Genomic DNA, 20,959 nt, shown 5'->3' with positions numbered 1-20,959 from the left:
TTAAAAACTTTGTAATTGAACCATTCCACTAAATTTTGGTGATTCTTCCATTAAAGATTCAAAATTATTAACTCCTAGTAATCTCCCCCCAGAAAATAAAGCAACTTGGTCAAGATTTTTAATTGTTGATAAACGATGTGCTATCACAATCAAAGTGTATTCACCTTTTAGACTTTCAATATTTTCCTGAATCACTTTTTCAGTTTCGGAATCCAAAGCAGAAGTGGCTTCATCCATAATGAGTATATCTACAGATTTGAATAACTCCCTTGCTATAGATACCCGTTGCTTTTGCCCTCCAGACAACATCACACCATTATCTCCCAGGTCTGTATCTTCCCTCAAATCACTTTCTTTAATGTAGGAAGCTATGTTAGATTTTTGTACAGCTGTCCAAAATTTCGATAGATTCTCTGAGTTCTTTTCAGCCCACATTGTCACATTGTTAAAAAAAGTATCTGAAAAAATCACTGGCTCCTGAGTGATGTAACCAATCCTCTTCTGATAAGAGACTATATCAAAATTTGATAGTTCAATCCCGTCAATTTTAATAGTCCCCATTTCATAGGGCATCAGTCCACAAATTAAATTTGTAAGTGTAGTTTTCCCACTGCCACTTTCTCCAACGAAGGCAATAGATGTATTTTTTGGGATGGTGATATTTATATCTTTAAGAACATTTTTTTCGCCATAAGAAAATGAAACTGAATTAACCGTAATTCCAGATTGAAATTCACTAAACACTAAACCACCATCAGAAACATCCTTACCCATTTCTAATGTATCAAAGTACAAATGAAGGTTTTCCAATGCCCCACCTGAAGTTAGGAACGAATTATAAAACGTCTGAAAACTCATTAAAAAAGTAAGTGCTCGATAGAAAAACAATAAGCTTAGAACAATTAACCCCATACTCAAATCAAGAAAGCCAACAGAAAAAAGGATGACCATAACTACAACGAGCATCACTAATGGCTCTCTAAGCGAATTAAGAACAGCAAAGTAATGCCCAATTTTAATATTATTACTATTGATATTTAGAAGCCTTTCTCTGATCTTTTCTGAAAATATACCCATCGTTCCAGTAGCCTTCAAGTATTTAAAGAAGCTGACCTTTTGAGTAAGATAGCCCTGAAAAGCATTTCCCTCACGGGTGATATTTCTCGAAGCAATCAATGTCTTTTTATTAAAATAATTAAAAACAAAGTTTGAAAGAATCCCTCCTACTATAACTAAACCCGAAAATTGAGGATTTGCCAAAAATGCCAAAAAAGAATACACGATAATCATAATCACACTTTGAAGCATAAGAAAGTATGAATTTGAAGCAGCTGCAACTTTTACTATCTCCCCAGATAAGGTATTTATAATCCAACCTTGATCAGTTCTTGAAAATGTTTTGTAATTAAAATTCGACAAATGACTAACTGCTTTCAACCTGATATCAGTTATAAACTCATTCTGAACTATGGAACGATAATAGGTCTCTATGTATTTAACAAGTCCTTTTAGCAGAAAAAACACTAATAGAACTCCCAATACTGAATAAATGTTGATCTCAAAGCCAACAAGCTCAAAGCCTTCTAACAAGAAATTTAAATCTCCCATCTCAGTGCTGGAAGCCATATCAGTATCTTCAGCATATTGAAGTAATGGCAAGAACATCACCAAGCCGAACCCATCAAGAATGCCAACAAAAAAATTAAGAATAATAGAAACAAACATCCTATTACCAATATTTTTATAGAAAAAAGAAAAGTATTTAAAATATTTATTAACCATTTTGTGAAATTGAATTTTTAAGAAAATTATCCAAAAAAATATTGCTCCTATTAGAATGTCTTATAATCATTTCCTTAAACACTTTAAATTCAATATCAGGGCGATGCCCTCTTTCTACTTTCACGAAATTAAACAAATCGATAGAAGTTTTGTCATTCATAGCTTTCTCATAATCATTTAAATATTTGGTTTCATAAAACGAGAAACCAGATATAAAACAACTTTTGAAATCAGAATTAAGGACATTATACAATGACACAAAACCTATAGTAGGTTTTATGTCAAACTTCTCACATAATTTCTTATAAGAAGAAAAACTTGAATAATATGTATTAATACTATAAGTATATTTCTTATAAAAATTAAATATTTGTCTAATCCCTAAGAGATTAGATCGACCTAATATAAGAAAATCAATATTTGCTTTATTAAATTTCTGTAAATTAAAATAACCAAAGTTTGTATTATCTCTTTCAAAGAAATTCCAAAAAAGAATACTTGTTTTACTACCTAGAAACTTTTGATTATCTTCTGACAAAAAACAATAAGACCGATTAATCCTTATAACTATATCAAATGAATCAATATATGAACCATTTTCACACTCAAAAACTGTATCAGCTGAACCAATGATCGCAATATTTTTACCTTTAAACAATTTGTCTAAATCAATCCTTTTGGAAAAGAAAATAAAATATATAAGACCAATAAGAGCTTTAATAAATTTCATTCAACATAGGGTTTCAAAATAATTGATAACAATGAAGTGAACTCAATTGATGAATCCTTACTTAAATGAAGGCCATCTGTATAAACATAATTGGAAGAAATAGAATCAAATTCAAAATATTGTATATTGGAATTTAAAGAAAATTCTTGAATTCTTCGTTCTAAATCAGGATAAATTTTATCCTCATATTGCATAACTGAGTCACTAACAGGTAATTTAACAAGAAATACTTTCCCTAATTCATTTAAATTATTTACTAACATTGAAAACTCATTAAACCTAGATTCCGAAAAAATCAAAGATTCTGATTGAATTTTTATGGAATTTAGTTTTTCTAGGTGTCTATCACGAATGCTAACTTTATCCATTGGAAGTTTCAACTCAAGCCACCCATCATCATGTAGTTTAAAATAAGAATGATCAAGATTTCTCAAAATAATATCATAGAATGATCTATTAAAATGAAAAAGCATATATAGAAAATTAGGATTTTGATTAGGATTGGTCACCATACTAATAAAGCCATCCTTTTCTATAAAATCACTTGGTTTATCTTTAGAAACCAAAAATGCCCAAATATCTACGCAAACTATAAAATAATTACCCGAAGTATTATAAACTTTATTCAATACACTTTCTGAATAATATTTACCAAAGGGAGAATTGTTCGCGGTAAATGAATAGTTGTAAAAATCTACATTTTTACTTGAATTAATATTTTCATTGAGAATAGAAGGAACAATACCTTGTGCTGCCTTTGAATCACCAATAATTAAGGAAGACTGTTTACCGGTAGTAAATCTTTGATAATAGAAATCTGAATAACCATTCTCAATTAAGAACACTGCTATTAAGGAGGCAACTGGAACACCTGAAAATAACAATATTTTAAATAAAAATTTAATCATTTTACTAACATTTAATTTTTTATTAAAATTCATAATCACTTTTACTACACTCACACTATTTAAAATTTACTAATTCATATAGCTAAATTATTTGAAAACTATATTGAGAATTTTGAATCAAAATGTAGTCTATCTTCAAAAAATTAGCTTTTTTTAATTTCATTAAAGTCTTGGTGTAGAACTCCTGTTTCTATTGCTAATTCATTAAATCCTTTAAAAACGTAATTCTCTATTTCTAATATCTCATCAGATAGGAGCTTTCTAATTAAAAATACATCACCTCTTTTTTTATCAAAAGAATTACCTCTTTTAGATAGTTAAATCTTAATTCAGAAAAAGAATTCTGTTCACTATAATCAGTATAAAATTTGATCATGCTATTTGTTCGAGATAAAAAAGTAGCAGAATCCAAATAATCTTCAGTTTCAAGACAAAGATCTACCACATTCTGTGCGCCGCCAATGTTTGTTTTATACACTCATCTGGTTTGTATTCAGCTATATGTACATTCTTAATTGCAGTGGCATGAATCACAAAATCGATTCCCATCAGAGCACGTTTTAACCTGTCTCTATCACGAAAATCACCTATAAAAAACCGCAATTGAGGGAATTTTTCGTGAGGAAATTCTTGTGCCATTTGATACTGCTTTTGCTCGTCTCTATAAAAAACTACCAATTGCTGGATTTCCGGATGTTTTTCTAAAATATATTTTGTTAGAGCTTTCCCTAATGAACCAGTACCTCCTGTAATTAGTAAGGATTTTTTTTATCACTCATATAATTGATTCATAAATAAACAAGGACTTAAAAAAATCCTTTTAAAATATAAATTATATTAATTTAATAATTTACTTACTTTAATAAGTAAATTATTATACCTTCTTTTTAAAAGAGAAAAACTCTTTCGCCAAGTCTTAGAAACAGGGGTTTTATTTGAAGAAAATAAATCATTAAGAAATAATAAAATATTACCTCTATCAATAAATTTATTAATTGAATTTTGATAGAAAACAGGTTCATTTACCATAGCCAAATACTTCTCATCATCTTGATCTAATTCAATAATTTTACTAATAACATCATCAAAATTCGAATAATCATGACAATTTATAAATCTATTTGTATTAAAATCTAAATTTATGCTAGAACTACCCCAATATATCGGAATCATATCTACAAAAAAAGGCTGCCAAATCTTCTCAGTGACATACCCCGGATAACTAGAATTTTCAAATGCTATTATAAATTTATATTGTTTTATGAAATTCATTTTATCCTCAACTCTAAAACCCAAATTGTTTAACACAAGTCCACCTGAATCAATATGTTTATATTCCGATAATTTTTTAAAGAATAATATCCTCTCTGCTGAATCTTCATTAGAGGTTAAAAAGCAACAAAATTTCTTATCCCGTATCTCATCTAATTCAACTTTATCTCGATTAATTAATAGCTCTGGCTCCCATTTTAATAAAGTCCCATAAAAAGGCAACCTATAATGATTTGTAAACTTGTTAAAATCAAAGCAAATGGAAAAATCACATTCCAAATAATTTGGTCTGACATTCTCTGCACAATAAAAGACTTTGTAGCAATCATATTCTAAATGCTTACGCCCAAATGAAGAAAAGAATAAAAAATTAGGTTCTTCTTCGCATAAAACAACATCGAAGTTTCTATTTATAAACTGAAACAACCAGTCCTCTTCAGGAAAAAAATTAGGCCAAAAATCAACAAACTTAATTTTTATTTTAGACAAATTCTCAACCTCCTCCATAGAGTTTGACAATGATTTCATTTAGAATATTTTTTTTAAACTATACAACTATTCGTTTTCTTAATTACCCTACTATTATTTAAATATTCAATTTTTTAATTCTTCAAATCTCGATATTCTTTCAACTAATTGATTTGAAAAATTTTCAGCTGATTTTTTATCCAAATGAAGTCCATCTTTAAATTCAAATACATTTACAGATTTAGAATAGTCGAAAAATGGCACATCAAAAAGATTACTTAATTCATGAATTTTTTGATCAAAATCTATAACTACTTGCTCTTCAATTTTTAATATATCTGTATGCAAAGGCATCCTAACTAAATAAACATCACCTCGCTCTTTAAGGAATCCGATTGTCTCTTTTAAATATTTTAATCTCAGTTCTGATAAAGAGTATTTATTCAAATAATCGGTATAATAATCTACCATTAATTTTCTTTGATGGTCCATTACATTTTTGGAAACATTTTCCCCGGTCATAAACCATCCATCCTCATTTAACTTCGAGAGATTATTTTTTGACCTCATGAGAATAATTTCATAGTAGGATTTAGAAAACCACTTCAAAAGATAAGGGACATTTGGATTGGATGACACATCGTTTATATCGGAAATAAACCTATCATTTTCCTCAAATTTATCTAGGTTATTGGGATCATTTATATCACTTGAAATGCTCCATGGATCCACTGTGATAATAAAGTATCTTTTACCATCGTATTCAGCAAGTTTGTTTTTTACACTTTCCAAATAAGCGGGGCCAAAGGGGGAATTATAAACTGTAAATGAATAATTATAAAGATTTGCTTGATAGACATCAGCTAATTGCTCAATTATAATTGAAGGTATTATTCCTTGAGCAGCCTTCGAATTTCCCAAAATCAATGCTTTTTGTTTAGGAGTTACAAATCGCTGATAAAAAGGATCTGCAGTCCCATTTTCAAGTAAGAAGATCAAATAGAGACTTGCTAAAGGCAAGATCGAAAATATTGACATTTTCAAGATGAATCTTTTCAAATCCTAAAACTGAAAATAGATAAACTCCTGTTCCTTTCGAGCAAATAGAAATACTGCCATCACCAAGCCATAGTACAAGCCATACCTAATCAAAGCAGGCTTACTGAAAGCCATCTTTTGAATGGCATATTCCTCTCTCCTCCCCATCCATTCCAGAATGATAAAAATCAGCACCCAACATATAAAAAGATAAACTCTAATATCCATTTGAGGCTTTGTGAGAATACTGGCAGAAAATAACTGACTGAGATACGTTCCCGCAGTACTTAAATCTGGAGATCTGAAGAAAATCCAAGCCAGAGTAGTCACAGAGAAAGTCAGTAGTACTTGGCCTAGCTCATAGAATGTTGGGAAAGCACGGTTTTGAGCAACGATCCCTAAATGAACCCTATTTTTCCCAAACCAAAAGAGCGGAATAAAGAGTACCGCGTTGATCCCTCCCCAAGCTATAAATGTCCAGTTGGCTCCATGCCAGAATCCCGAAACCAGAAAGATGATCAAGATATTTCTAAGGCTTTGGAATTTGCTTCCCTTTGAACCTCCCAGAGGGATATAGAGATAATCCCGAAACCAGGTAGAAAGAGAAATGTGCCAACGTCGCCAGAACTCAGCTATATCCCTAGAGAAATAAGGAAAAGCAAAGTTTTGCATGAGATGAAAGCCGAAGAGTTTCCCTGTTCCGATGGCGATATTGGAGTAACCGGCGAAGTCCCCATAAATCTGAAAGCTAAAGAACACGGCACCTATTAACAGATTGGAAGCGAGTTGACTTTCCGGATTATTGAAAGCCTGATTGACAAATACCGCACAGTTGTCTGCAATTACTACTTTCATAAACAAACCCCAAAGGATCTGTCTCATCCCATCCATTGCCATGGTATAGTCAAAGCTTTTTTTCTGAAAGAACTGAGGCAATAAATTACTTGCCCTTTCGATAGGCCCGGCGACTAACTGGGGGAAGAAACTCACATAAGCAAAAAATGCAATCGGGTCTTTGGTAGGCTCAAGTTTACCTCTATAGGCATCGATGGTATAGCTTAGCGTTTGGAAGGTATAAAAGCTGATTCCGACTGGCAGAATGATATTAAGGGTGTGGATATTGGGTTGGAAGCCTAAGAAGCTGATCAAATCTGTTGTGGATTCTATAAAGAAGTTGAAGTACTTGAAGAAAGCGAGGAGGCCGAGGTTGAAGAGGAGGGAGATGGTTAGGTAGAGTTTTCGTCCATTGAATAGACTGAAGATTTTAGACTTTGAGATTTCTTCCACCGCGGCGGATCGAAATGACTTGGCGTTTAGGTCATTTCGACTGGAGCCTGCGGAAGGAGAAATCTCTTTTTCTTTAATGCTACTATCTTTGGGATTTCTCCCGTTGGTCGAAATGACTACGCTATCAGTTGAAATGACTCGGTTATCGGACGATGTAACTGGTCCCAACTGAAGCCCACACCAATAATCCACTGCACTACTCAATGCTATCAGTCCAAGAAATCTCCAGTCCCACCAGCCATAAAATAGATAGCTGGCAGCAAGAAGGAATAGGTTTCTGGCTTTTAGATTTTTACTAAAAACATACCAGTAGAGTAGAAAAACTACTGGCAGGAAAATTAGATATTCGTAGGAGTTGAAGAGCAATTTTGGCGGTTAGCGGTTATAGGTTGGCGGTTGGCGGTTGGCGGTTTGAGATTTCTCCTCCCGTTGGTCGTCGAAATGACTATAATGTCGGGTCATTTCGAAGGAGGAACTGCCAGTCCCGATTTTTCGGGAACTGAGAAATCTCTGTTGGTTCTACATTACTTGGGTTTGAGATTTCTCCCGTTGGTCGAAATGACTAAGACAAAGGTTGAAATGACTGAGTGAAGGGTCGAATCCGGTAGCTCGAAATGAAGGGCTCATTCTTTAGTGTCAAATGATACTACTGTTTTATGCTTCGTGAGCTTTGGTTCAATCCGATTGCTTTAGTTCTTCCAATCTGGCTGAAAGAGAAGGGATCAGAACCTTATTATATCCTTCTGCTCCCTCGTGAGTCAAATGTGCTATGTCATAGAAATTAGCAGCACTAATCTGTTGCCCGGCGAATATCTCATTGAAATTGAGAAAATCCTCGGCCAAACCTTGATTGACAATGGATTCATAGTAATCAAACCATTCTTGTTGGTTCTGAAAATTCTGGATAAATCCATCTGATTTGGGTGAGTAAACAAGCAGTACAGGAATTGATCTCTTTTTCAATTCTTTGAGCTCAGACTCAAATATTTCTTTTTGCACCTGCAAGCCCTCATAACCAAAACTGTCTATTGTCGCAGGGGATTCAGGTGCATCTACATAGACTTCCATAAAGCCCCCGAAATAGTATTTGCTGATTTCTGATTCTCTTGGAAAGGTAAACTCCTGATCCTCGAATGGCTTTAGCATCATTCGTTTGATATAGGTATTCCAGGCAAGGTCACTTTTTGTCTGGAAAAGCATGGATATCATACCTCCACAATCATGACAGTTGATGATCAAATCAACTGTAGATTCGACCCCCCTATTTGCAAATACGTAAGGATGAACATCCCATATCACCAGTTTCGGATTAAATGAATCAAGGTATCTATCAAAAAGATAGCGGGTCTGTATAGGGGACTGAGATCCTGAAGCAAGGTTGAAAGCTCTTAACTTGAATTTCTGAAATCTTCTAATGTCTATACTTTGAGCCAAGGAGGAGCCTACTATAAGAACGTCTATATTCTGAGTGCTGTCTGCTTCTCCTTGTCTGGTCCATTGATGGCTGGTAGTTCCTTTCTTCAAGGAAATTTTATTAGGTAATAAATCTGCTATTGTTTCTATTTCAGTGGCTGCTAAAGTTGTCAGGAATAGTAGCAATATTAAAAATCCAAAACCAAGGATTTTGGTTATGAATTTTTTCATTAAAGCTTAGTGATAAGTTGTTGCATTATTGGGTTGAGATTTCTTCCTCCGCGGCGGACAAGCTATCCTTTTGGTCGTCGAAATGACTGAGCGTCGGGTCATTTCGAAGGAGGAACTGCCAGTCCCGATTTTTCGGGAACTGAGAAATCTCTGTTGGTTTTTTCATTATTTGGGTTGGAGATTTCTCCCTCTGGTCGAAATGACGGTGTTTTCGGGTCATTTCGAAGGAGGTTATCAACTTGTTTGTTTTACACATCACGCAGACCGACTGAGAAATCTCTGTTGGTTCCTCATTGCTTGGGTTGAGATTTCTCCTCCCTTTGGTCGTCGAAATGACTGAGCGTCGGGTCATTTCGAAGGAGGATATCAACTTGTTTGTTTTACACATCACGCAGACCGACTGAGAAATCTCTGTTACTTCTGCAATACTAGGGTTGAGATTTCTCCCGTTGGTCGAAATGACGGTGTTTTCGGGTCATTTCGAAGGAGGAACTGCCAGTCCCGATTTTTCGGGAACTGAGAGATCTCTGTTGGTTCCACGATACTAGAGTAAGAGATTTCTCCCGTTGGTCGAAATGACGTGAGAGAAGTCGAAATGACGTGGGAGAAGTCGAAATAACGGAATATCTTTCACTCAATTTCACTATTCAAAAACTCCCAATTTGGATTCTCAATCTCAATTAATTTGTTCTTCTTTTCTCGCCTCCATTTTTTAAGTTCTTTCTCCCTAGCAATGGCCTCTTTGGGTGTAGCGTATTCTTCAAAATACACCAGATAGTGGCATTTGTATTTTGAGGTGAATGAATTAGGGTTGCCAAGGCCATTTATATGTTCATACAGTCTTCGTTGAAGATCATTTGTCACACCTATGTAAAGTGTTGACTTGGTCTTATTGGTGAGGATATAGACGAACATGGACTATTTAATAAGAGACCTCTCCTCCCGTTGGTCGTCGAGGTGACTGTAATTCCGGTCATTTCGAACGGAGCTTGCGGAGAGAGAAATCTCTGGTGGATCTGCACTATTAGGTTGAGATTTCTCCCTTTGGTCGAAATGACTGAAACGTCGGGTCATTTCCATGCCTACGGCAGGCAGGCGAACGGAGCTTGTGGAGAGAGAAGTCTTTGTTGGTTCTTTATTGCTTTGGTTGGAGATTTCTCCCGCTGGTCGAAATGACTAAGTCTCCGGGTCATTTCGAAGGAGGTTATCAACTTGTTTGTTTTACACATCACGCAGACCGACTGAGAAATCTCTGTTACTTCTGCACTACTAGGTTGAGATTTCTCCCGCTGGTCGAAATGACTGAAACGTCGGGTCATTTCGAAGGAGGAACTGCCAGTCCCGATTTTTCGGGAACAGAGAAATCTCTGTTGGTTCCTCATTGCTTGGGTTTGAGATTTCTCCTCCCTTTGGTCGTCGAAATGACTGAGGGAAGGGTCGAAATGACCGTGTAAAGTCAACATCAATTCATTACCCGTTGATACTTCTTTCTCCTGAGCACAAAGCCCGCTGTAAGTAGGCTTAGCAGCAGCCCTGCAAGCAGTAACCCTGTAAATGAAATCAGGTCAGGCTGGTGCATGGCCCATCTCTGTACGCCGAAGTTGGAAAGCAGTTCTGGGTCTCTGGTACTTAGGTAGCTGATCAACGTATCTGTGTTGAGGCTAAGCCAGGCCAGGGAGATGAGCAACGCTATACCTCCATCTAGAATCAGGTCTTTTTTGGTCCATCTGTACCTTCTGAGGGCTTTGATCAGAATGACTCCTGAGATAGGTATCCAAGCGGCCAAGGTGCCGGGGCTGAGAAATGGCAGCAGGACAAGGGTAAGCAGGGTAATGATGCACACCGACCAGCCCATCTTGCCCATTTCCTGTATAAACCGGAGCAGATAGACCAGTACAAAGAGCATCAACAATCCCCAGTGCAGGGCGGTGGAAATCAGGAAATCTGCGGGGAAGCGGAAAGCTCCATTGCCTGTTTCCCTGATAAAGGAGAAAATCCCCAGTTCGCTGTTGCTTCCCGAAAGCATTACCAGTATCAGTAGAATTCCTACAAATCCCATCAGGCCCTTGCTCAGGCGGTCGGCTTTGGTTCTTTTCTTTAATTGATCTAAGGCTGCCTCCCAGTCTATGCTGTTTTTCACTGCCAGAAATATGATAATAAGCGGAAAGGTAAGTATGGCTAAGCCATGCATGAGCTGATCCAGGAGTGGATCGGAGGACCAGTTCCAGATAAACCAGCCGGCTATGCCCACTGCTATCATGGAGATGAGAGAGAGCAGCACGGGGAAACCTGATTTGGGCCGTTGTCCTTCATAGACGGGAAGCTTCTCTCCCGGCAGAAACAGCATGAGCAGCCCAGAAATCAGCAATAGTGGAGATACAAATATCCCCAGTATGGATACCATGCCCAGTTTGAACTTCTCATAGCGTAGGAAGTAATTCACCTGTCCCATGCCCAGGGCGAAGGCCATCAGGTCTGGGGTAAAAGGCTGGTACCAGACGGATTTGAGCCAGGCATAGTTGAAAAACAGGAGGATAAAACCAAGGGTGGTCTGGGCTACTTTGAGCCTGAGTTTTTTGCTGATCCGAAAGTACCAATAGACTGCTATGGCTAAGTAGATTACCTGCCAGATGATCATGCCGTTTTGTAAACCCTGGTTGTCCTTGACTATATGGAAGGTAGAAAAGGATAGGTTGAGCAGGGCGAAGGGAAGGATTCTGGTGAGTTGGACCAGGTTGTAGCCTGCATTCTCTATATCATCCAGGAAGAATCTACCCACATCTCTATAGAATACCCCATTTCCTAGCGTGCCTTCATTGACAGGGATTTTCTCTCCATTGATCTGGAAGAAAACTATCAGGGTGAGAAGGGCTATGAGGAAGAGGTTGCGCAAATTAGATAGGAAGTTGGAGGTTGGAAGTTGGAGGTTGGTCCCGATAGTCCCGATAGCTATCGGGAGTTGCCGGATGTCCGATGCGGGGTGTTTGTTGTTTTGCTTCTTGATACTTGCTACTACTACTGGCGGTTGGCAGTTGGCAGTTGGCTGTTGACGGTTGTCTGCTTGTTTCTTGGCTCTTGATTCTTGGCTCTTGATTCTTGGCTCTTGATACTTGATACTTGATACCTGATACTTGCTACTATTTCATTGTAAATCCCCCTAGCCCCCTTTGATTATTGCTGATTTTCCAAAAGACATTGTCCGGTGCCGGATGTCCGATGCGGGGTGTGACCCCCGACCCCTAAAGGGGAGAATGGGCTTAGTGGTAAAAACCAGGAATTGTTGATTGTTAGTTGGCAGTCTGGGACTTTGTGCTCTTTGTGTACTTTGTGGTTAAAGGGTTTTACTGATCGTGCCTTTGGCACTTTAGTTCCTTGGCATACGGTCTTGCTACTTGATACTTGCTACTTGCTCCTTCTAACTATCTTCTAATCCAGTCCAGCTTCAGGAGAAGCAAGACAACGAGGGGTTTTAGTCGCCTGAATCTTTAAATAAATCGCTGTTTTGTTTTATTCTAACTCTAATTTGGAAAGCAAATATTCATCTACCCAGCCAGGAATTGTCTCTGAATGCACTGTAACTCGTTGGCCACTTTTCTCCAAAATCAAGTTTCGGTTTCGGTTGGAGCTGTCTATCACAAAAGCTCGATCTGCTATCATAAATGCTGAGTGGAGTTGTTCCAATGATCGAAAATAGCGGCTTTCAATCAAGTGATGAGGTACATCATGCCCACCCATAGCCTTTCTATTAACAACACGTTGCACATTGATCTTTGGATCGTCGGTACAAATGAAATATAGATAAGTCTTGTATCCTGCAAGTTTTAACTTTTTCAAAAAATCAACCTTAGTTGAGTGGGACATAACTGTTTCAAAAGAAAAAGATGTCCCTTTTTTAACTAATTCATATCGGAAAAATGAAGCAATTATAGAAGCTACATAGCTATCAATTTTCGTTCTGCAAATCAGAACCCCCTCTTGGATTGCCACTATGCCCGGATTCAATTGAATTGCCCTACTATCCTCATCTTTATAATTATCAAAAAAATCTTTCCAATCACTTTCTTTCAACGAATTATTGCCAAAAATTGACGTCAGTTCTATATACTTCTTTTTGTCCAACTCATACTCTATCAAATCCGCATTAATGAAGACTCCAAAATTAAATGACTGCTTGATCTCACTAATCAGTGTAGATTTACCACTTCCGTTTGGCCCAGCAAAAAGTCTAAATTTTGTAGTTGAACTCACTTTTTAAGTGTAAATGTACCTTTACTGACTTTCTTACTTTTATATTGAGATTCCTTTATTGTCGCTTCTTCTCCATTTGGACTAATTTGGATCACTTTATTATTCCTTACCACTATATCTTCCAGCCCAAGAACTCTAATTAGTTTTTTAGCCTTTTGAGTTGCTCTATTTTGGGCATTAATAAGTTCCCTAGCTGAAATTTCTTTATTGCTCATAATTTGGGATAGTTTGAATTTAGCTTCAATAAAGCAAACGACATGTAATTTATTTAGTTTGCGGTAGTAAAATTTATAGCAGTTTTCGGTTGGCGGTTGGCTGATGGCTGTTGGCGGGTTGTACCCCCGACCCCTAAAGGGGAGAATGGGCTTAGTGGTAAAAACCAGGAATTGTTGATTGTTAGTTGGCAGTCTGGGACTTTGTGCTCTTTGTGTACTTTGTGGTTAAAGGGTTTTACTGATCGTGCCTTTGGCACTCTGGTAGAGTTCTCTTTATTCTAATACCTGAATTTCGCGTTGCTGTATTCAGGGCTGATACTGGGTGTGCCGTTGGCACTTTAATTCCTTAGCATACCGTCTTGCTACTTGATACCTGATACTTGCTACTTATTACTTGCTACTTTTTCATTGTAAATCCCCCTTGCCCCCTTTGACTATTGCTGATTTCCAAAAGAATCCTAAAGGTAAAGGGGGAGTTGGCGAAGTCACTGTTCATTTGTCCCTCTCCAATAATTCATTCACCTGCTTTTTTAACAATGGCAAATCTTTGTGCAGAATTCCCCAGATTATAATGGAGTCAACTGAATCGTAAGAATGAATCACCCAGTTTCGAAGGTTTACTATTCTTCGAGCCTCTGCTATAGGGAAGCCTGGATTGATTTTGAGCAATCTGTTTGTTGCTTCACCAATAATCTCCAATTCCCGCTCCACGGCTCTACGAAGTATTTTTTTATTCTGATATTCTTTAAAGTCTCTTTTTTCACCAAGATAAGTCTCTATAGATTCTATTGAAATGGAAATATCCAATAAGAATTTCTTCTCTTCAAGCTGCATAAAGCAAAAGTCTTGAATTGGTGATTTGATCCTTAAAAAACTTATTGCTTAAAGAATTTTCAGTCAGTAGGTCTATCTGTCTATTCAGTAGGCTTTCCAATGCTTCATGCAAAGCGAAATAGTTATCTGTATATCGTTCAAAAGGAATATCCTTGAACTTAATCAAAAAGTCATAATCACTTTCCTCACTAAACGTATGTCCCAAAACAGATCCAAAAACATAAAGTCTTTCTAATTCAAATTTTTCACATAGCTGGATTAGTGCCTCCTTTTTTTCGAGAAGCATCTTTAGTCCTGTTGATGTGACATACAAAGATCTCTGAGAATCCGATACTTGATCTAAAAGGGCTTTCTCTTCCATGTTTGAAATTTACAAATATTGTTTGTCAGTTGGTTGTTTGTTGTCCGGTGTCCGATGCGGGGTATGACCCCCGACCCCTTCCCGATAGCTATCGCGGAGCGGAGAATAAACTTAGTGGTAAAGACTAGGAGTTGTTGGTTGTTAGTTTGCAGTCTGGGAATTTGTGCTCTTTGTGCCTTTTGTGGGTTAAAAGATTTTACTGATCGTGCCTTTGGCACTCTGGTAGAGTTCTCTTTAATCTAACCCCTGAATTTCGCGTTGCTGTATTCAGGGCTGATACTGGGTGTGCCCTTGGCACTCTATTTCCTTAGCATGTCGTCTTGATACTTGCTACTTATTACTTCCTACTTTCAAATTTTAAATCCCCCTAGCCACCTTTGATTATTGCTGATTTCCAAAAGAAACCTAAAGGTGAAGGGGTAGTTGGCGAAGTGAAGCATCAGAAGCTGAGGTGAATTTGAAATCTGTCTGCTTCAAGCATTTGCTTGTGGCAATCTCAGAAGTTCAAGTTTACTGATTCTATTAAAATGTTTGCTATTAAGTGTAGCCAAAGCGATTTGGTTAGTCATTGCAATCGCGGCAATCAGGATGTCAGCTATATCAATGAGCTTATTTTCGACTTTAAGTTGTTTATAAATATTAGAAGCCGTGATTGCAGCTTGTTCATCAAATGAAAGAATCTTTACTCTCCCAAATAATTCCTTCCAAAAGTTAACTTGAGAGTCATTTGCCCCCAATAAAACTTCGTATTGAGTTATTGTAGCTACTTTGAATTCATACTTTTCCAAAGAAAGCTGATAAAGAATTGAATTCTCTTTATCCTTTTTCCGGAAATAATCTATCAAGATTCCTGTATCCAAAAGGATTATTTCTTTCTCCATTGATTAAAATCCTTTCTTTCCTTTAGGAAGCTTTCAAACTGCGTATCATCCATAACAGGACCAGAAAGGAGGAAGCTTGAAAAGTTTGTACTTGAAAGTTCTGATTGCTTTTTCACCATCACATCCAGCTTTTTTGTCAATTGAAGTATTTCGCTATTTGAAAGCTTTTTAGCCAAGTCCAAAATCTTTGAAATGTTAGATTTTGAAGCAGTTTGATATACCTGACCACTTGGTTCGTTAACTGTATCTATATGCTTTTTTTTGGCTTCCATAACTAGTTATCTACGATCCTATGTGCAAACACTATGCTGATTATAAACCTCCTATGAATAGAATCGGTTCGTATATTTTTATCAAGGTATTAGACTGAAACGAAAAACACAAGCGGTTGGCGGGTGGCGGTTCGCTGTTGGCGGTTAGCGGTTAGCGGTTGGCTGTTTGACCTTACCTGACTTTGGTTGTCTGCTTGGTTCTTGGTTCTTGATTCTTGTTTCTTGCTACTTACTACTTACTACTTGCTACTAGTACTAAGACGAAAGCCCTCTTTCATAATTCACAAGTCCAAAAACGAGGATCTCCTTTGATTCTGGAATAATTTCATAAACAATGATATACCCTCTAAAAACCAAATCTCTAAAATTTTCAGATTCAAAAAATATTGATTTCCTGCATTTCAGCGGGTGTTTTGGAATCATCTTAATCTGTTTCAATAGATCTTTCTGAAACTTTCTTGCAGCTGAAAGTTTATCTGACGCTATAAATAGTAATTGGGTTTGGAGTTTTATCTTAAAGACATGAGCAATTCTAAGTGTCATATTTCTCAAGCATGGTACTCAATTCCTTTTCAAGTTCTTCGATAGAAAGGGAGGTGGTATCATTTTTCTTGGCATGGTGGTAGTCTGCGACTACTTCAGCTTGAAGTGTGTTGAAATTTTCATTAATTATCTCAAGCTCCTTTGGATTTATAGTTTTAAGTAATCTCATCAACTGATCGTACGCCGATTCTGATACTTTTAAGGTTATGGTCTGCATAGGGTATTGATTTCTATTTCAATGTATTACACGAAAAGGAAAAACACAAGTTATTGGCGGGTGGCCCCGGGGCGATAGTCCCGATAGCTATCGGGATCGGGAGCAGTTGGCTGCTTGTTTCTTGGTTCTTGGTTCTTACTACTCGCTACTAAAAAAACACAGCTTCGCCCTTTCACTCACACCCCCTAGCCCCCTGAAGGGGGAACATCGTTACCACTAAGACTATTACTAAATGAAATAGATTAGTAGATCCGATAGGGAATTAGAGCTAAGGTCTGACTGAGTAATAAATTTACTCGGTTGTTTTTGAAAAACAAGGGATGTTCGATTTCGGATGTGGATTTATGATTTCGGATTTCGGATTTGGGATTTCGGGTGTGGGATTTCGGATGTGGGAGCTAGTGGAGAATTGGCAGTCTGAACACTGTAGTAGGATGTGGACCTAGGCAAGAGACTTAGGGCAGAAGGGTCGAGTGGAGTCCTTGTATGGGTCATTTGTAGGATGAGATACAGCCTGTCCGCCACGGCGGAAGGAGTAGAAACCTTAGCTTTCTTTTTGGATTCGTGAGTTAGCACCTTGATAGAAAGAATTCCCTTCGTATAAATAAAGTCCAGTAGTGAAAAATCCATATTGGATTATGTTGACCACATTCTTCATCCCCCAAATTTCCTCCATAATCCCTACTGCCAGCATGATATCAATAAAGAAGGAACCAAAGCAATAGAAAAATATACCTGAAATAATCCAGAACCAGGGGTATGTCAGGAGTTGGGAGATGCGTTCTGCCATTTGCAGGAGAGCAAAAGCAGATAAAAAAGAAATGGAGGCCAGAAACATCCCATCCATTAGGGAGTTTAAGGGGGAAGGGCGATAGGGATCATCCAGATGGGCAAAAAACAGAACTCCTTTGATAAGGAACGCTATTGTGAGCAAAGTAAAAAAGCTAATCCTGATGCGTTCAACTTTGGGGTGATTTAAAAAACCTGTACATAGCCAGACAAAAAACAGGGCTTCAAAAAAAAGGTAGCAGTATTGAAAAACACCATGGAAGGTATATAAGTTTTCCAGTTCATTGGAATAAATGAACCAGCCCATTCCATCCACACAGGCTCCTACCAGCAGAAATAGAAAAAACAGGCGGATCTTTAGATCCCCTGTTTTAAGTGTGTACGCTGCAAAACCCAATGGCACTAAAATGGCGCAGGTAGAAATCTCCTTTATGGGAAAAGTGTTCAGCTCCATAATTGATAAGATTAAGTTTTTGGAGGCCAGGAGTATTGTAGCATACTTTCCTCAGCCTCTGATACGATATTCCTACCCATAGCATTTACTGGGATAAGCATTACCCGAAGGCAATTGTCCTCACATGAATGATCATAGCCAAAGCAATAGCCCAGGTAAGTAAAACCATTTCTATTGGCTAACTGGGTAATAAGTTTTCCCTTATCTGTTTCATCTATAAAATAAGTCCAACCTTGTTTGTTTAGAGGAAAATCTTTAAAGACTCTTAAAAATTCCTGCTTCCAACTTTCCACATCTGTGTTAGTAAAAGTCTCCTGCGGTGGAGAAACAAGATTTGATTCAGCATCCAAGTTCCCATCCTCACCTCTAAACCAATTAAATAAATTAATTTCCTCTAGATCCTCACCCATAATTAAACTTTTGGCAATGGAGAAATCCTGTCCAACCTGGACATTAGTGGGAATATCATGGGAAGTATAAAAGTCTTCAAATACAGGATCCATTACCAAAAAAACAGGTTTTTCTTCAGGTTTTTTACAAAACCACATTCTTATTCCTTTAAACTCTGAATTCTTGACCCATTCTTTCAAGCGCTCAGCATGGATTATTCCCCCAATACATCCCAAGTTCCAACCATCCCTGAGAGACCACCAAAACAACTTTGATAAATGCTCCAAGGCATCCTCATACCCAAGAGGGTCAGTATCTTTTCTCTTTTTGCTCATAATTATAGGTTTTATAGTTTAAAATAATATCCTCCTATTTCCTTGCCCGTCACTCCTATCCGCTGGGTCAGCTTGAATTCTGCGGCACTAGGTGATGACACGGTAATGGAAAAAACTGATTTGAATCTGGCCTGGACAAACCAATGCAAACAGTAATTCTCCCCTGATTTTAACTCCATGGAAGTATGCAACTCACCTGGGTTAAAAATCTCCTCCCCATCCAACAATAATTTGATTCTCCCCTCTTCCAAAAATGCAGAAACCACCAGCTTTTCCATAGTTTGTAATTTTAGGCTAAGGTTCTAAAATCAACTATTAACTGCCAGTTCCGATTAGATTTTGGTTTCCCTTTCTTAGAAATCGGCTATCCGGTGTATAGAATCTGACTACCTCAGTTTGCTGAGGAAGTCTTCTTTTCTTCTTCGGGACACATCGACTACTGAGCCATCTGCCAATTTGACCTGTCCCCCTTCTCCTTTGAAATATTCTTTGATCAGGGCTAGATTGACTAAATGTGAATTGTGAACCCTGCAAAACCCATAGTCCTCCAGCATTCCTTCTACCTCTTTGAGCGTTTTGGAGACAATAATCTGTTCTCTATTACTAAAATAGAATGTGGTATAGGTATTATCGGATTCACAGCGAATTATATCTGCAATGTCCACAAATGTATATCCCGTAAAAGTGGGCAGTGCCAGTTTGGATTTCACTTTGGGCGCAGACAGATTCTTTAGTAGCTGTCCTATCCTAAGTCCATCTGCCAAACTCTTTTTTCTATATTTTTCCAAAGCCGCATTAAGCTCCTCAGAAACTATGGGTTTCACTAAGTAATCGATAGCTGCTATTCTAAAAGCCTTAACTGCAAACTCTTCAAAAGAAGTGGTAAATATGAGGTCAAAAGGAATAGAATCCATATTCATAAGCCAATCAAAAGAGGTGGATGGCGGAACCATGACGTCGCAAAACACCAAGTCTGGCTTCAAAGCAAGACACAGTTCATCGGCCTGCGCCAGGGTAGTTGCAGTAGCTAGGAGTTGTATATCAGTTTCTACAGAGATCAGCTTTTGCAGATTTTCCAATGCGTGGATATCATCTTCCACTATGATTACTTTAATCGGCATATTATTCACAGAGGTATGGGAATTTGAGGGTTACGACTTTGCTCCCACTTACGGCCTCTCCAAACTCAAATCCGGATTGGAAACCTCTTAAAGCATTGAGGGACTCAAACCTATCTCTCATCAATTGTAAGCCCATAGAGCTTTTCTTGATCAGATTTGATAGGTCATAGGGCATTTTTTCATCAATGGCCTGCCCTTTGTTTTCTACTTTACATTCCAGATAGGTATCATTCAGGATTGCCAGAGACAGGAGTATATGCCCATTTTTACTTACTCCATGCCAGACTGCATTTTCCAAGAAGGGCTGGATAAGCATGGGAGGTATAAAAATCTCTGAAGGAGAAATCGATCCGGCGCATACAAAATCGAAGGAGAAGGCACCATTGTTTCTCATCTGCTCCAGCTCAAGGTAATTCCTATTTGTTTCCAATTCCTCTTCTAGAGAAACCCAGTTTTTGGAAGTACTCTCTAGTACATAGCGCACCAATTGGGAGAATTTAATCAAATATATACCAGCGGATTTGGAGTCATTGGACTGTATATAATGATGGATGGAGTTAAGACAGTTGAAAATAAAATGGGGATTGATTTGGGCCTTCAAGGCCTTCAGTTCTCCTTCAGCACTTTTTAATCTAAGGACGGTTTCCTTCTCCTTAAACTCTGCTTCTCTTTTGGACCTGTATATAACAAAAACAATAAAGGAAAACGCAACTAGGATGGGGAGCAGCCCCAAAATTATTGCCTTATCAAAATGATCTTCAGTCAAAGATACTTGTTCAGGAATGACCTGGACCAGAAGAAAGGCGATTATAAAAATACCCATATTCTACACATAGACTTAGAATTCAAAAGTATCTCAATATAAGAATTTCACCTTAAACCCTTAAGAATCTGCAGGAGAATATTAAGATACATGGATATACGGAATGCCACCGATAAGCAATACTTCATTAAGCATCACCTCGACTTCGCCCATTGCCCGTTAGTTTTGTTTTTCCCTCCTCCCTTTAATAACCTCAAATCCTGTGGCCGAGCGAAGTCGTGGCCCTTTTGATCTACTGGCAAGAATCTGATAATCAGATCAAAAACACAATTTAGGTAATCATCCTATCAGTGCACCGAAAAATAGCAATAAGGTACCATTTGCTAATTCTGGCCTACCGTCTTCAC

The 20,959-nt window shown here is 37.5% G+C and carries 25 protein-coding genes; all 25 read right to left on the bottom strand.

What is annotated here, in order from left to right:
- Nucleotides 1-1,782, bottom strand: coding sequence for an ABC transporter ATP-binding protein (locus BM386_RS01355; protein ID WP_091691268.1), 1,782 nt, complete (start codon nt 1,780-1,782; stop codon nt 1-3).
- Nucleotides 1,775-2,512, bottom strand: a complete 738-nt coding sequence (locus BM386_RS01350) for a glycosyltransferase family 29 protein (protein ID WP_091691267.1) — start codon at nt 2,510-2,512, stop codon at nt 1,775-1,777. Before BM386_RS01350 ends, BM386_RS01355 begins: the two co-directional genes overlap by 8 nt.
- Nucleotides 2,509-3,474, bottom strand: coding sequence for a hypothetical protein (locus BM386_RS01345; RefSeq protein WP_139235817.1), 966 nt, complete (start codon nt 3,472-3,474; stop codon nt 2,509-2,511). The genes BM386_RS01350 and BM386_RS01345 overlap by 4 nt, the downstream gene beginning before the upstream one ends.
- Before the next feature lie 384 nt (nt 3,475-3,858).
- Nucleotides 3,859-4,128, bottom strand: a complete 270-nt coding sequence (locus tag BM386_RS23865) for a polysaccharide biosynthesis protein (RefSeq protein ID WP_244545459.1) — start codon at nt 4,126-4,128, stop codon at nt 3,859-3,861.
- 129 nt (nt 4,129-4,257) lie between these two features.
- Nucleotides 4,258-5,220, bottom strand: coding sequence for a glycosyltransferase family 10 domain-containing protein (locus tag BM386_RS01335; protein WP_091691265.1), 963 nt, complete (start codon nt 5,218-5,220; stop codon nt 4,258-4,260).
- Between the two features lie 66 nt (nt 5,221-5,286).
- The gene (locus tag BM386_RS01330; RefSeq protein WP_139235816.1) at nt 5,287-6,219 is read right to left on the bottom strand and encodes a hypothetical protein; all 933 of its coding nucleotides are present in this window, start codon (nt 6,217-6,219) and stop codon (nt 5,287-5,289) included.
- A gap of 3 nt (nt 6,220-6,222) precedes the next feature.
- Complete coding sequence (locus BM386_RS01325; RefSeq protein WP_244545430.1) at nt 6,223-7,851, bottom strand: MBOAT family O-acyltransferase; 1,629 nt, start codon at nt 7,849-7,851, stop codon at nt 6,223-6,225.
- Nucleotides 7,852-8,160: 309 nt separating this feature from the next.
- Nucleotides 8,161-9,129, bottom strand: coding sequence for a hypothetical protein (locus BM386_RS01315; RefSeq protein WP_091691262.1), 969 nt, complete (start codon nt 9,127-9,129; stop codon nt 8,161-8,163).
- A gap of 25 nt (nt 9,130-9,154) precedes the next feature.
- Nucleotides 9,155-9,295 (bottom strand): hypothetical protein, encoded by a 141-nt coding sequence (locus tag BM386_RS23550; RefSeq protein ID WP_170857002.1) that lies wholly within the window; start codon nt 9,293-9,295, stop codon nt 9,155-9,157.
- A 464-nt stretch (nt 9,296-9,759) separates the two neighbouring features.
- Complete coding sequence (locus tag BM386_RS01305) at nt 9,760-10,044, bottom strand: GIY-YIG nuclease family protein (protein WP_091691260.1); 285 nt, start codon at nt 10,042-10,044, stop codon at nt 9,760-9,762.
- Between the two features lie 167 nt (nt 10,045-10,211).
- Entirely contained in the window at nt 10,212-10,511 is a 300-nt protein-coding gene (locus BM386_RS23405) for a hypothetical protein (RefSeq protein WP_139235815.1), read from the bottom strand.
- Between the two features lie 80 nt (nt 10,512-10,591).
- The gene (locus tag BM386_RS01295) at nt 10,592-12,022 is read right to left on the bottom strand and encodes a hypothetical protein (RefSeq protein WP_091691258.1); all 1,431 of its coding nucleotides are present in this window, start codon (nt 12,020-12,022) and stop codon (nt 10,592-10,594) included.
- A 614-nt stretch (nt 12,023-12,636) separates the two neighbouring features.
- Complete coding sequence (locus tag BM386_RS01290) at nt 12,637-13,377, bottom strand: ATPase (protein ID WP_091691257.1); 741 nt, start codon at nt 13,375-13,377, stop codon at nt 12,637-12,639.
- Complete coding sequence (locus tag BM386_RS01285; RefSeq protein WP_091691256.1) at nt 13,374-13,592, bottom strand: hypothetical protein; 219 nt, start codon at nt 13,590-13,592, stop codon at nt 13,374-13,376. Before BM386_RS01285 ends, BM386_RS01290 begins: the two co-directional genes overlap by 4 nt.
- Nucleotides 13,593-14,084: 492 nt before the next feature.
- Nucleotides 14,085-14,426, bottom strand: a complete 342-nt coding sequence (locus BM386_RS01280) for a HepT-like ribonuclease domain-containing protein (protein WP_091691255.1) — start codon at nt 14,424-14,426, stop codon at nt 14,085-14,087.
- Nucleotides 14,416-14,787 (bottom strand): nucleotidyltransferase family protein, encoded by a 372-nt coding sequence (locus tag BM386_RS01275; protein ID WP_211482869.1) that lies wholly within the window; start codon nt 14,785-14,787, stop codon nt 14,416-14,418. Before BM386_RS01275 ends, BM386_RS01280 begins: the two co-directional genes overlap by 11 nt.
- 473 nt (nt 14,788-15,260) lie before the next feature.
- Entirely contained in the window at nt 15,261-15,668 is a 408-nt protein-coding gene (locus BM386_RS01270) for a type II toxin-antitoxin system VapC family toxin (RefSeq protein ID WP_244545429.1), read from the bottom strand.
- Complete coding sequence (locus BM386_RS01265) at nt 15,653-15,940, bottom strand: hypothetical protein (RefSeq protein WP_091691254.1); 288 nt, start codon at nt 15,938-15,940, stop codon at nt 15,653-15,655. The genes BM386_RS01270 and BM386_RS01265 overlap by 16 nt, the downstream gene beginning before the upstream one ends.
- A gap of 255 nt (nt 15,941-16,195) precedes the next feature.
- Nucleotides 16,196-16,483, bottom strand: coding sequence for a type II toxin-antitoxin system RelE/ParE family toxin (locus BM386_RS01260; RefSeq protein ID WP_091691253.1), 288 nt, complete (start codon nt 16,481-16,483; stop codon nt 16,196-16,198).
- On the bottom strand, nt 16,473-16,700 hold the full coding sequence (locus tag BM386_RS01255) for a hypothetical protein (RefSeq protein ID WP_091691252.1): 228 nt from the start codon (nt 16,698-16,700) through the stop codon (nt 16,473-16,475). Before BM386_RS01255 ends, BM386_RS01260 begins: the two co-directional genes overlap by 11 nt.
- Nucleotides 16,701-17,244: 544 nt before the next feature.
- Complete coding sequence (locus BM386_RS01250; RefSeq protein WP_091691251.1) at nt 17,245-17,943, bottom strand: hypothetical protein; 699 nt, start codon at nt 17,941-17,943, stop codon at nt 17,245-17,247.
- Between the two features lie 11 nt (nt 17,944-17,954).
- Complete coding sequence (locus tag BM386_RS01245) at nt 17,955-18,668, bottom strand: hypothetical protein (RefSeq protein WP_091691250.1); 714 nt, start codon at nt 18,666-18,668, stop codon at nt 17,955-17,957.
- Nucleotides 18,669-18,679: 11 nt separating this feature from the next.
- Complete coding sequence (locus BM386_RS01240) at nt 18,680-18,946, bottom strand: hypothetical protein (protein WP_091691249.1); 267 nt, start codon at nt 18,944-18,946, stop codon at nt 18,680-18,682.
- A 108-nt stretch (nt 18,947-19,054) separates the two neighbouring features.
- Nucleotides 19,055-19,789 (bottom strand): LytR/AlgR family response regulator transcription factor, encoded by a 735-nt coding sequence (locus BM386_RS01235; protein WP_091691248.1) that lies wholly within the window; start codon nt 19,787-19,789, stop codon nt 19,055-19,057.
- A gap of 1 nt (nt 19,790) precedes the next feature.
- Nucleotides 19,791-20,612: a sensor histidine kinase gene (locus tag BM386_RS01230; protein ID WP_091691247.1), complete on the bottom strand. Its 822-nt coding sequence runs from the start codon at nt 20,610-20,612 to the stop codon at nt 19,791-19,793.
- Nucleotides 20,613-20,959: the final 347 nt, after the last annotated feature.

This window comes from Algoriphagus locisalis (assembly GCF_900116615.1).
Classification (GTDB): Bacteria; Bacteroidota; Bacteroidia; order Cytophagales; family Cyclobacteriaceae; genus Algoriphagus; species Algoriphagus locisalis.
The sequence above is the reverse complement of the archived record's forward strand: the minus strand, read 5'-3'. Positions and strand labels throughout refer to the sequence as shown.